This is a genomic window from Hydrogenophaga sp. H7, from assembly GCF_002025745.1.
In the GTDB taxonomy this organism is placed as follows: Bacteria; Pseudomonadota; Gammaproteobacteria; order Burkholderiales; family Burkholderiaceae_C; genus Hydrogenophaga; species Hydrogenophaga pseudoflava.
The window spans coordinates 403,788-416,266 of record NZ_MCIC01000014.1; the positions used below are offsets into that span (position 1 = coordinate 403,788).

The 12,479-nt window shown below is 68.7% G+C and carries 6 protein-coding genes; 4 read left to right on the forward strand and 2 right to left on the reverse strand.

Annotation, left to right across the window (positions count from 1 at the left end):
• Window positions 1–6: 6 nt before the first annotated feature.
• Window positions 7–3,180 carry an efflux RND transporter permease subunit gene (locus tag BC358_RS10990; protein WP_079365828.1) on the forward strand — a complete coding sequence of 1,058 codons (3,174 nt, stop codon included), beginning with the start codon at window positions 7–9 and terminating at the stop codon, window positions 3,178–3,180.
• A 19-nt stretch (window positions 3,181–3,199) separates the two neighbouring features.
• Here the strand turns inward: BC358_RS10990 and BC358_RS10995 are convergent, their stop codons facing one another.
• Both BC358_RS10995 and map read right to left on the reverse strand, forming a co-directional pair.
• A complete protein-coding gene (locus tag BC358_RS10995) occupies window positions 3,200–5,875 on the reverse strand; it encodes a [protein-PII] uridylyltransferase (RefSeq protein WP_079365829.1) in 2,676 nt (891 codons plus the stop codon).
• Window positions 5,876–5,890: 15 nt separating this feature from the next.
• Window positions 5,891–6,712 (reverse strand): type I methionyl aminopeptidase, encoded by an 822-nt coding sequence (gene map, locus BC358_RS11000; protein WP_066160326.1) that lies wholly within the window; start codon window positions 6,710–6,712, stop codon window positions 5,891–5,893.
• 119 nt (window positions 6,713–6,831) lie between these two features.
• On the opposite strand from map, the gene BC358_RS11005 reads away from it, so the two are divergent.
• The 3 genes from BC358_RS11005 to BC358_RS11015 all read left to right on the forward strand — a co-directional run bounded on the left by BC358_RS11005 (window position 6,832) and on the right by BC358_RS11015 (window position 12,479).
• Complete coding sequence (locus BC358_RS11005; protein ID WP_143434271.1) at window positions 6,832–7,482, forward strand: hypothetical protein; 651 nt, start codon at window positions 6,832–6,834, stop codon at window positions 7,480–7,482.
• Between the two features lie 169 nt (window positions 7,483–7,651).
• Window positions 7,652–11,659, forward strand: coding sequence for a phosphoribosylformylglycinamidine synthase (gene purL / locus BC358_RS11010; RefSeq protein WP_079365831.1), 4,008 nt, complete (start codon window positions 7,652–7,654; stop codon window positions 11,657–11,659).
• Between the two features lie 7 nt (window positions 11,660–11,666).
• A complete protein-coding gene (locus BC358_RS11015) occupies window positions 11,667–12,479 on the forward strand; it encodes a phytanoyl-CoA dioxygenase family protein (protein WP_079365832.1) in 813 nt (270 codons plus the stop codon).

A 12,479-nucleotide genomic window follows, 5' to 3' on the forward strand; every position in this document is an offset into this window, starting at 1 on the left:
CCGGCCATGAACGTTTCCGCGTGGTCCATCCGCAACCCGATTCCGGCGGCGATGCTGTTCGTCATGCTCACGCTCGCCGGTCTGTTCTCGTTCCAGGCGATGAAGGTGCAGAACTTCCCCGACCTGGACGTGCCCAACATCACCATCGTCGCCAGCCTGCCGGGCGCCGCGCCCAACCAGCTGGAAAACGACGTCGCCCGCAAGATCGAGAACAGCCTGGCGTCGCTGCAGGGCCTCAAGCACATCTACACCAAGGTGCAGGACGGCACGGTCTCGATCACGGCCGAGTTCCGGATCGAGAAACCCACCCAGGAAGCGCTGGACGACGTGCGCTCGGCCGTGGCCAAGGTGCGCGGCGATCTGCCGACCGATCTGCGCGAGCCCATCGTCAACAAGCTGGAGCTGGCCGGTGGTGCCGTGCTGGCTTACACGGTGCGCTCGGACAAGATGGACGACGAGGCCATTTCCTGGTTCGTCGACAACGACGTGGCCAAGCTGCTGCTGTCGGTGCGTGGCGTGGGTGCGATCAACCGCGTGGGCGGCGTCAACCGCGAGGTGCAGATCCTGCTGGACCCGCTGAAGCTGCAGTCGCTGGGTGCCACGGCGGCCGACATCTCGCGCCAGCTGGCCCGGGTGCAGATCGAGAGCGCGGGCGGCCGCGCCGACATCGGCGGCAGCCAGCAACCGCTGCGCACGCTCTCGGCCATGAAGTCGGCCGAGGAACTGGCCGCCCTGGAGCTCTCGCTGTCCGATGGCCGCCGCATCCGGCTGGACCAGATCGCGACCGTGAAGGACACCATCGCCGAGCCGACCGCGGCGGCCTTCCTGGACGGCAAGCCGGTGGTCGGCTTCGAGGTGGCGCGCAGCAAGGGTGCCAGCGAGGTGGAGGTCGGGCAGGGCGTGCGCGCCAGGCTCAAGGAGTTGCAGGCCGCACGTCCGGACCTGCAGATCACCGAGTCGTTCGACTTCGTGACGCCGGTGGAGGAGGAGTTCAACGCCTCCATGACCCTGTTGTACGAGGGCGCCATCCTCGCGGTGCTGGTGGTCTGGCTGTTCCTGCGCGACTTCCGCGCCACCGTGGTCTCGGCCGTGGCCCTGCCGCTGTCGGCCATCCCGGCCTTCATCGGCATGCACTACATGGGCTTCACCATCAACGTGGTCACGCTGCTGGCCATGTCGCTGGTCATCGGCATCCTGGTGGACGACGCCATCGTGGAGGTGGAGAACATCGTGCGCCACATGCGCATGGGCAAGACGCCGTACCAGGCGGCCATGGAAGCGGCGGACGAGATCGGCATGGCCGTGATCGCCACCACCTTCACCCTGATCGCGGTGTTCCTGCCCACAGCCTTCATGGCCGGCATCCCGGGCAAGTTCTTCAAGCAGTTCGGCTGGACGGCCGCGCTGGCGGTGTTCGCCTCGCTGGTGGTGGCGCGTGCGCTCACGCCCATGATGGCGGCCTACATCCTCAAGCCGGTGGTGACCGCCAAGGAACAGCCGGCCTGGGCGCGCAGCAACCGCTTCCTCGGCGGCCTCTGGGCCTGGATGACCAACCAGAACGAACCCGGCTGGCTCGACACCTACCAGCGCTGGGCCGCGGCCTGCATCCGCCACCGCTGGCTGACGCTGGTCGGCTCCATCCTCTTCTTCTTCGGCTCGCTGGCGCTGATCCCGCTGCTACCCCAGGGCTTCATCCCGCCGGACGACAACTCGCAGACCCAGGTCTACCTGGAGCTGCCGCCGGGTGCCACGCTGGCGCAGACCGTGGCCACCGCCGAACGGGCGCGGGTGCTCGTGAACGGGGTGCAGCACGTCAAGTCGGTGTACACCACCATCGGCTCCGGCTCGGCCGGCACCGACCCCTTCGCGCCGCAGGGCGCGCAGGAGTCGCGCAAGGCGGCGCTGACCATCCAGCTCGACCCGCGCGGCCAGCGCCCGCGCAAGCAGGTGATCGAGAACCAGGTCCGCGAAGTGATGTCCGGTCTGCCGGGCGTGCGCTACAAGGTGGGCCTGGGCGGCTCGGGCGAGAAATACATCCTGACGCTCACCGGCAACGACGCCAGCGCGCTGTCGACCGCGGCCCGCGCCATCGAGCGCGACCTGCGCACCATCAACGGCGTGGGCAGCATCCAGTCGTCGGCCGCGCTGGTGCGCACCGAGATCATCGTCACGCCCGACCTGCAGCGCGCCGCCGATCTGGGCGTGACCAGCTCGGCCATCGCCGAGACGCTGCGCATCGCCACCGTGGGCGACTACGACAGTGCGCTGCCCAAGCTGAACCTGCCGCAGCGCCAGGTGCCGATCGTGGTCAAGCTCGACAGCGCCGCGCGCGAGAACCTGGAGGTGCTGGGCCGCCTGTCCGTGCCCGGCGCCAAGGGCCCGGTCATGCTCAGCCAGGTCGCCACGCTGACTTTCGGCGGCGGCCCGGCCGTGATCGACCGCTACGACCGCTCGCGCAACATCAACTTCGAGGTCGAGCTCGCTGGCATCCCGCTGGGCGACATGAAGACCGCGGTGGACGCGCTGCCCAGCATCCAGAACCTGCCGCCGGGCGTGCAGGTGCTGGAGATCGGCGACGCCGAGGTGCAGGGCGAACTGTTCGCCAGCTTCGGCCTGGCCATGCTGACCGGCGTGCTGTGCATCTACATCGTGCTGGTGCTGCTGTTCAAGGCCTTCCTGATGCCGCTGACCATCCTGCCCGCGCTGCTGATGTCCTTCGGGGGCGCCTTCGTGGCCCTGCTGCTGACCAACAAGAGCTTCTCCATGCCCTCGCTGATCGGTCTGGTGATGCTGATGGGGGTGGCGTCGAAGAACTCCATCCTGCTGGTGGAGTACGCCATCGAGGCGCGTCGCCAGCGCGGCCTGCCGAGGCTGGAAGCCATCCTGGATGCCTGCCACAAGCGGGCGCGGCCGATTGTCATGACCACCATTGCCATGGTGGCCGGCATGCTGCCGGTGGCGGTGGGTTCGGGGGCAGCGGACAGCAGCTTCCGCTCGCCGATGGCGGTGGCGGTGATCGGCGGTCTGGTGACCTCGACCCTGCTGAGCCTGCTGGTGGTGCCGGCGGTGTTCACCATCGTCGACGACCTGAGCATCTTCTTCGCCCGCCTGTTCGGCCGCCAGGTGCGCGATGAGCGCGCCCACGAGCGGGACCCGAACGCACTGAGCCACCCCGCCTGAGCGGACAGCTGGAGGGCGCTCAGCCCTCCAGCGTTTCCAGCAACTCGGTCTCGATTTCGATCTGGCGCTTGTTGACCTGCAGCTCGGGTCCGCTGATCAGGAACGTGTCCTCGACCCGCTCGCCCAGGGTGCTGACCTTGGCCAGCTGCACGCTGATGTGGTGCTGGGCCAGCACGCGCGAGATGCAGTAGAGCAGGCCGGCGCGGTCGCTGGCGGAGATGCTCAGCAGCCAGCGCTGGGCTTTTTCGTCCGGCCGCAGGTCCACCCGTGGCGTGATCGGGAAGCTCTTGACCCGGCGCGAGAGCCGCCCCTTGCTGGGCGGCGGCAGCGGGCCGCGCTCGTCGATGGTGCTGGCGAGCTTGTTTTCGACCATCGCGATCAGCTCGCGGTAGTGCTCCGACAGCGTGGGCGCCACCACCTGGAAGGTGTCCAGCGCGTGTCCGGTCATGGTGGTGTGGATGCGGGCGTCGAGGATCGAGAACCCGGCGTTGTCGAAGTAGCCGCAGATGCGGGCGAAGAGGTCGTTCTGGTCCGGCGAGTAGACCAGCACCTGCAGGCCCTCGCCCTCGGGCGAGAGGCGGGCGCGCACGATGGCGGCGTCGGGGGGCACCCCGGTGCTGCTGCGTGCGTTGATGGCCAGCTGGCGCGTGAGCACCCGTGTGTGCCAGGCGATCTCGTCGGCCTGGTGGCGCATGAAATAGCCCACGTCCAGCGTGTCCCACAGGGCCTTGTGCGCCTGGTGGGGCAGGGCGTGCAGCGCCAGCATGGACAGGGCCTCGCGCTTGCGCGCCTCGACCACGGCGTCCGGGTCGGGAGCGCGGCCGCCCAGGGCGCGCAGGGTGTAGCGGTACAGGTCTTCCAGCAGCTTGCCCTTCCAGGCGTTCCACACCTTGGGGCTGGTGCCGCGGATGTCGGCCACCGTGAGCAGGTAGAGCGCCGTGAGGTAGCGCTCGTTGCCCACGCGCTGGGCGAAGGCGGTGATCACGTCCGGGTCGCTCAGGTCTTCCTTTTGCGCGATGCGGCTCATGGTCAGGTGTTCGGACACCAGGAACTCGATCAGCTTGGCGTCTTCGCGCGCGATGCCGTGCTGGCGGCAGAAGCTGCGCACGTCGCGCGCACCCAGCTCGGAGTGGTCGCCGCCGCGGCCCTTGGCGATGTCGTGGAACAGCGCCGCCACGTAGAAGATCCAGGGCTTGTCCCAGCCCGCGGCCAGCTGCGAACAGAACGGGTATTCGTGCGAGTGCTCGGCGATGAAGAAGCGGCGCACGTTGCGCAGGACCATCAGGATGTGCTGGTCCACGGTGTAGACGTGGAACAGGTCGTGCTGCATCTGGCCGACGATGTGGCGAAACACCCAGAGGTAGCGGCCCAGCACCGAGGTCTGGTTCATCAGCCGCATGGCGTGCGTGATGCCCTCGGGCTGCTGCAGGATCTGCAGGAAGGTGGCGTGGTTGACCGGGTCGGCGCGGAAGGCGCCGTTCATGATCGGGCGCGCGTTGTACAGCGCGCGCAGCGTGCGCGCCGACAGGCCCTTGATGCCCACCGTGGTCTGGTAGAGCAGGAAGGTTTCGAGAATGGCGTGCGGCTGCCGGAGGTAGAGGTGGTCGCTGGCCACTTCCAGCATGCCGGCCTTGTCGTAGAAGCGCTCGTTGATCGGGCGCATCTGGTCGGCGCCGCTCTCGTCGCTGTTCAGCCGCTCCTCGATGTTGAGCAGCAGGATCTGGTTGAGCTGGGTCACGGCCTTGGCGGCCCAGTAGTAGCGCCGCATCAGCTCCTCGCTGGCGCGGCGGGCCAGGCGGGCGGTGGGCGCCGGTGGCTGCTCGTGCGGGCCGGCGGAGGCCGGTGCCTGCGCCTTGTAGCCGAAGGACTCGGCCACTGCGGTCTGCAGGTCGAACACCAGCCGGTCTTCGCGCCGGTGGGCCAGCAGGTGCAGCCGCGCGCGGATCAGGCTCAGCAGGGCCTCGTTGGCCTTGATCTGGCGCACCTCCAGCGGCGTGGCCAGGCCCCGGCGTGCCAGCTCGTCCCAGCTGCGCCCCAGGCCGGCGGCCTTGGCCACCCAGAGGATGACCTGCAGGTCGCGCAGGCCGCCCGGCGACTCCTTGCAGTTGGGTTCGAGCGAGTAGGGCGTGTTCTCGTACTTGGTGTGGCGCTGGCGCATTTCCAGCGTCTTGGCCACAAAGAAGGCCTTGGGGTCCATGACCTCGCCCAGGCGCCGCACCAGGCCTGTGAACTGCGCCCGCGAGCCCACAATCAGGCGGCATTCGAGCAGCGAGGTCTGCACCGTCACGTCGCGCACGGCCTCTTCGACGCATTCGGCGGCGGTGCGCACGCTGGAGCCGATTTCCAGCCCCACGTCCCAGCAGGCGCCGATGAAGGACTCCAGACGCGCCTTCAGCGCCTCGTCGCCGTCGGGCGTCGCGCCATCGGGCAACAACACGAGCACATCGACGTCCGAGTTCGGGAACAGCTCGCCCCGGCCATAGCCGCCGACGGCGAGGAGCGAGAACCCGGCACCAAACCCCGCGTTGGTCCAGAGCTGCCGCAGGGTGTCGTCGGTCAGACGCGCCAGTTGCTGCAGGGTGCGGCGCACGCCGCGGGTCGATGAGCCCTGTTCGCCCAGCTGGGTGAACAGGGTGGTCTTGTCCTGGCGGTAGCGCTGGCGCAGCGCGCCGAGGTCGCCTGCGGCTTCAACCATGGGAACGCTCCGGAATCAGCAGGCGGTGGTGGTCACGAACGAGGGCAGGGGCGGGCTGCCGGCCGAGAGCGTGAGCACCTCGTAGCCCGTGGGCGTGACCAGCACGGTGTGTTCCCACTGCGCGGACAGCGAGCGGTCGCGCGTGACGATGGTCCAGCCGTCGCCCATTTCCTTGATGTCGCGCTTGCCGGCGTTGATCATGGGCTCAATGGTGAAGGTCATGCCAGGCTTGAGCTCTTCGAGCGTGCCGGGGCGGCCGTAGTGCAGCACCTGCGGCTCTTCGTGGAAACGCTGACCGATGCCGTGGCCGCAGAACTCGCGCACCACGGAGTAGCCGTTGCCTTCGGCGTAGGTCTGGATCGCATGGCCGATGTCACCCAGGCGCACGCCGGGCTTGACCATCACGATGCCCTTCCACATGGCCTCGAAGGTGACCTGGGTCAGCCGCCGGGCCTGCACGCTGCAGGCGGCCTCGCCACCGATGAGGAACATGCGGCTGTTGTCACCGTACCAGCCCTCCGGCGTGATCACGGTGACGTCGACATTGAGGATGTCACCCTTCTTCAGCGGCTTGTCGTTGGGAATCCCGTGGCAGACGACGTGGTTGATCGAGGTGCAGAGGTGGCCCGGGTAGGGCGGGTAGCCCGGGGGCTGGTAGCCCACGGTGGCCGAGCGCGTGCCCTGCTGCTTCATGTACTCGGCCGAGAGGCGGTCGATCTCCAGGGTGGTCACGCCAGGCTGGATGTGCGGGGTCAGGAAGTCCAGCACTTCGGACGCCAGCCGACAGGCTGTGCGCATGCCGGCGATGCCAGCCTCGTCTTTGTAGGTGATGCTCATGGGACGCAATTATCCCGTGGCGGGCAACGGTTTGAAACGAAGGGTGAAATAGCCACCCGGGCGCTGTCGCCACTCCTATACTCGCCCGCTCCCCAACACCCCCACAGAGAGGCGCTCGAATGAAGAAGCTATTGATCACCGGTTTGTCCCTGATGGCCCTGACGGGCTCTGCGCTGGCGCAGGGCGTGGGCGTATACGGCGTTGTCGGTACAGGTGGTGCAGGGGTGGGGCTGAACCTGCCAGTCGGCCCTGCGCTGGGCATTCGCGGCGAGCTGGCCAGCCTCACCGAATCGGACACCTACACCGAAGACCAGATCACCTACAAGGGCGACCTCAAGCTCAAGGGCAACGGCGTGTTCGTCGACTTCCGCCCCTTCCTGGGCACGTTCCGCCTGGTGGGCGGCGCCACCTTCGGCGGCACCTCGGCCGCGCTGAACGCGCAGGCCACGAACGGCTCGGTCACCATCGACGGCCAGCGCTTCGACGCCACCGGCAACTCGCTGCGCGCCGACATCAAGTACCCGAGCACCATGCCCTACATCGGCGTGGGCTGGGGCCACGGCCGCCACAACGAGCCGGGCTGGACCTTCGGTCTGGACCTGGGCGTGTCCATCGGCAAGCCCAAGGTCCGGCTGACCGGTTCGGGCGGTCTGCTGGCCCAGCCGGGCGCGCAGGCGGCCATCGCCGCGGAAGAACGCAAGGTGCAGGACGACCTGAACAGCGCCAAGGTGCTGCCGGTTGTCAAGGTGAGCGTCGGCTACCAGTTTTAGCCCCCCCGCGCCGCTTCGCGTCCCCCCAGGTGGCGCCAGCTGCGCCCCGGCGGAGCCGGTTCCCCGCTGGCCTGGATGCCGCCTGCGGGGTGATTCGGGTTGAGGGGCAAAGGTAAAATCTCGGGTTTTCACCGACCCCTGCGGTCATCCAGCCCCAAGGCCACCCACCGTGACCCTGCACCTGCGCTTTTTTGACGGCGGCAACGCCATCAGCGACTTCAAAGTCCAGCAACTCCTGCCCCGTCTGCAGGGCATTTCCGACAAGATCACCGGCCTCTCGGCCCGCTTCGTGCACCTGGCGTCCTTCGACGCCGAGCCCGACGCCGCCACGGTGGAGCGCCTGGGCCAGCTGATGACCTACGGCGAGCCGGCCACCGAGGCTTTTGTGGCCGCCGAGAGGGCCGGCGCCCCGGCGTTGTACGTACTGCCCCGCCTGGGCACTGTCTCGCCCTGGGCCTCCAAGGCCACCGACATCGCGCACAACTGCGACCTGGCGCTGCACCGCGTCGAGCGCCTGGTCGAGTTCCGCATCGGCCTCAAGAGCGGCCTGCTGGGCAAGGCCAGCCTGAGCGACGAGCAGCTGCGCGCCGTGGCCGATGCGCTGCACGACCGCATGACCGAGGCCGTGACCACCGAACGCAGCCAGGCCGAGGCGCTGTTCACCGAACTGCACCCGGCGCCCATGGAGCACGTGGATGTGCTGGGTGGCGGGCGCGCCGCGCTGGAAAAGGCCAACACCGACTGGGGCCTGGCCCTGGCCGACGACGAGATCGACTATCTGGTCAACGCCTTTAACGGTCTGAAACGCAACCCGACCGACGTCGAGCTGATGATGTTCGCGCAGGCCAACAGCGAACACTGCCGCCACAAGATCTTCAACGCGCAGTTCACCATCGACGGCGTGGCGCAGGACAAGAGCCTGTTCGGCATGATCCGCCACACGCACCGGACCAGCCCGCAGCACACCATCGTCGCGTACTCGGACAACGCCTCCATCATGGAGGGCCACCAGCTGGAGCGCTTCGTCGCCAAGGCCGGCGGCCACGCCTCGCCCGCCTACCAGGCGGAAGCCGCCACCCACCACATCCTGATGAAGGTGGAAACGCACAACCACCCGACCGCGATTTCCCCCTTCCCCGGCGCCTCCACCGGCGCGGGCGGCGAGATCCGCGACGAGGGCGCGACCGGCCGCGGCTCCAAGCCCAAGGCCGGCCTGACCGGCTTCACCGTGTCCAAGCTCTGGGGCGGCCTGAGCGACCAGCCGGGTGGCAAGCCCGAGCACATCGCCAGCCCGCTGCAGATCATGACCGAGGGCCCGCTCGGCGGCGCAGCCTTCAACAACGAGTTCGGCCGTCCGAACCTGCTGGGCTACTTCCGCGAGTACGAGCAGGACGTGGGCGGCGTGACCCGCGGTTACCACAAGCCCATCATGATCGCGGGCGGCCTGGGCCAGATCGACGCCGGCCAGACGAAGAAGATCGATTTCCCGGCCGGTACGCTGCTGATCCAGCTCGGCGGCCCGGGCATGAAGATCGGCATGGGCGGCGGTGCCGCCAGCTCCATGGCCACCGGCACCAATGCCGCCTCGCTGGACTTTGACAGCGTGCAGCGTGGCAACCCCGAGATCGAGCGCCGGGCGCAGGAGGTCATCAACCACTGCTGGGCGCAGGGTGACAAGAACCCGGTGCTGTTCATCCACGACGTGGGCGCGGGTGGCCTGTCCAACGCCTTCCCCGAGCTGGTGAACGACGCCGGCCGCGGCGCGCGCTTTGATCTGCGCGCCGTGCCGCTGGAAGAGAGCGGTCTGGCGCCCAAGGAAATCTGGTGCAACGAGAGCCAGGAGCGCTACGTGCTGGCCATCGCGCCCGAGTCGCTGGAACAGTTCAAGGCTTTCTGCGAGCGCGAGCGCTGCCCGTTCTCGGTCGTCGGCGTGGCCACCGAAGAGCGCCACCTGTCGCTGCTGGACGAGGGCAAGGAAAGCCCGGTCGACATGCCCATGGACGTGCTGCTGGGCAAGCCGCCCAAGATGCACCGCGACGTGAGAACGGTGCAACGCAGCTTCCAGCCGATGGACCTCACCGGCGTGTCGCTGGAAAAGGCCGTGATCGACGTGCTGAGCCACCCGACCGTGGCGTCCAAGCGCTTCCTGGTCACCATCGGCGACCGCACCGTGGGCGGCCTGTCGCACCGCGACCAGATGGTCGGCCCCTGGCAGGTGCCGGTGGCCGACTGCGCCGTGACCCTGGCCGACTACGCCGGGTTCGCGGGCGAAGCCATGAGCATGGGCGAGCGCACGCCGCTGGCGTCCATCAACGCCGCCGCGTCCGGCCGCATGGCGGTGGCCGAAGCCATCACCAACCTGCTGGCCGCGCCGATTGAGCTGCCCCGAGTCAAGCTGTCGGCCAACTGGATGGCCGCCTGCGGCGAACCCGGTGAAGACGCCGACCTGTACGCCACCGTCAAGGCCATCGGCATGGAGCTGTGCCCGGCGCTGGACGTGTCGGTGCCGGTGGGCAAGGACAGCCTGTCCATGCGCACGCAGTGGACGGCCGATGGCGAAAAGAAGAAGGTCACCTCGCCGGTGAGCCTGATCGTCAGCGCCTTCGCGACGCTGGCCGACGTGCGCGGCACGCTCACGCCGCAGCTCAACCGCGATATCGACGACACCACCCTGGTACTGGTCGACCTGGGCAAAGGCCGCAACCGCCTCGGCGGCAGCGTGCTGGGCCTGACGCTGGGTCAGCCTGGTGACGAGGTGCCCGACCTGGACAGCCCGCAGGACCTGATCAATCTGGTCAACGCCGTCAACGCGCTGCGCGCCAAGGGCCAGATCCTGGCCTACCACGACCGTTCAGACGGCGGCCTGCTGGCCGCGGCGGCCGAGATGGCCTTCGCCGGCCATGTGGGCGTGTCGCTGAACGTGGACATGCTGGTCACCGAGGGCGACGGCATTTCCGACAGCCGCATGGACACTGGCGATGCCAAGAACTGGGCGCAGCAGGTCAGCGTCCGCCGCGAGGAACTCACGCTCAAGGCCCTGTTCAGCGAAGAGCTGGGCGTCGTGCTGCAGGTGAAGACCGAAGACCGCAACGCCGTGATGCAGACCCTGCGCGAGCACGGCCTGTCCAAGCACAGCCACTTCGTCGGCAAGACCCGCCCGGCGTCCTCGTCCATCGACGTGGGCAAGGGCCAGCTGCAGGTCTGGCGCGACACCAAGGCCGTGTTCAGCGCCAGTCTGTACGACCTGCAGCAGGTCTGGGACAGCGTCAGCTGGAAGATCAACCAGCAGCGCGACAACCCGGCCTGCGCCGACAGCGAACACGCCGCCGCCGGTCTTCCGGAAGACCCGGGCATGCACGTGGCCCTGACGTTCGACCCGCTGGACAACGTGGCCGCGCCGTTCCTGAACCTGAGCCGCCCCAAGGTCGCGATCCTGCGCGAGCAGGGCGTGAACTCGCACGTGGAAATGGCGTATGCCTTCACGCAGGCGGGCTTCGAAGCCTACGACGTGCACATGACCGACCTGCAGTCGGGCCGCGCCAAGTTGGCCGACTTCAAGGGCGTGGTCGCCTGCGGTGGTTTCAGCTACGGCGACACCCTGGGCGCCGGCATCGGCTGGGCGCGCAGCATCACCTTCAACCCGGTGCTGTCCGAACAGTTCCGGGGCTTCTTCGGCCGCGCCGACACCTTCGGCTTGGGCGTGTGCAACGGCTGCCAGATGTTCGCCGAGCTGGCCGACATCATCCCCGGTGCCGAGGCCTGGCCGCGCTTCACCACCAACCAGAGCGAGCGTTTCGAGGCGCGTCTGTCGATGGTCGAGGTGCTGGCATCGCCCAGCCTGTTCCTGCAGGGCATGGCCGGCAGCCGCCTGCCGATCGCGGTGGCGCACGGCGAAGGCTTTGCCAACTTCAAGCACCGCGGCAACCCGGCGCAGGCCATCGCCGCCATGCGTTTCGTCGACAACAGCGGCGCCGCCACCGAGCAGTACCCGTTCAACCCGAACGGCAGCCCGGGCGGCCTGACGGCGGTCACCACGGCCGACGGCCGCTTCACGGCCATGATGCCGCACCCCGAGCGCGTGTTCCGCAACATCCAGATGAGCTGGACCAGCGGCAGCGCCAGCGACCTGAGCCCGTGGATGCGCATCTGGCGCAACGCGCGCAGGTGGGTGGGCTGATCGCACGATGAGCCGCTCGCGCCCCCTGCCCGACGACACCATCCAGGCCTACGCCCGCGACGGGGCGGTGGTGCTGCGGGGCGTGCTCAACGCCGACGATCTGCGCACGCTGGAGGCTGGCATCGAGCACAACCTGACGCACCTGAGCCCGCTGGCGCTGGTGGCGAGCGAGCCCGACGACCCCGGCCGCTTCGTCGAGGACTTCTGCACCTGGCAGACCAACCCGGACTACCAGCGCATCCTCAAGGAGTCGGCCCTGCCGCATCTGGCCGCCCAGCTGATGCAGAGCCGCACGGCGCGCCTGTACCACGACCACCTGCTGGTCAAGGAAGCCGGTACCCGCCAGCCGACACCGTGGCACCAGGACCAGCCGTACTACAACGTCGGCGGCAGGCAGAACGTCAGCTTCTGGATACCGGTCGACCCGGTGCCGCTGGCCAGCACGCTGCGCTTCGTCGCCGGCTCGCACGACGGCACCTGGTACATGCCGCGCACCTTCCGCGACCAGCAGGCCAAGTGGTTCCCGGAGGGCACGCTGGCCGAGCTGCCGCCCATCGACGCCGAGCCCGGCACCTACCGGCAACTGGGCTGGGCGCTGGAGCCGGGCGACTGCGTGGCCTTCCACATGCTCAGCCTGCACGCCAGCAGCGGCACCGGTCCGGGCGCGCGGCGGCGCGTTTTTTCGGCCCGCTACCTGGGCGATGATGCGGTCCACGCGCCTCGCCGCTGGCGCACCTCCCCGCCATTCCCTGACCTCGACCAGCGCCTGCCCGACGGCGCACCGATGGACGACCCGCTGTTTCCCCTTGTCTGGTCCTGA

Bases quoted from the DNA above. Each gene is read 5' to 3' on its own strand.
- BC358_RS10990 (WP_079365828.1), top strand. From the start codon at position 7: ATGAACGTTTCCGCGTGGTCCATCCGCAACCCGATTCCGGCGGCGATG.
- BC358_RS10995 (WP_079365829.1), bottom strand. From the start codon at position 5,875: ATGGTTGAAGCCGCAGGCGACCTCGGCGCGCTGCGCCAGCGCTACCGC.
- map (WP_066160326.1), bottom strand. From the start codon at position 6,712: ATGAGCATCACCTACAAAGACGAGGCTGGCATCGCCGGCATGCGCACA.
- BC358_RS11005 (WP_143434271.1), top strand. From the start codon at position 6,832: ATGAAGAAGCTATTGATCACCGGTTTGTCCCTGATGGCCCTGACGGGC.
- BC358_RS11015 (WP_079365832.1), top strand. From the start codon at position 11,667: ATGAGCCGCTCGCGCCCCCTGCCCGACGACACCATCCAGGCCTACGCC.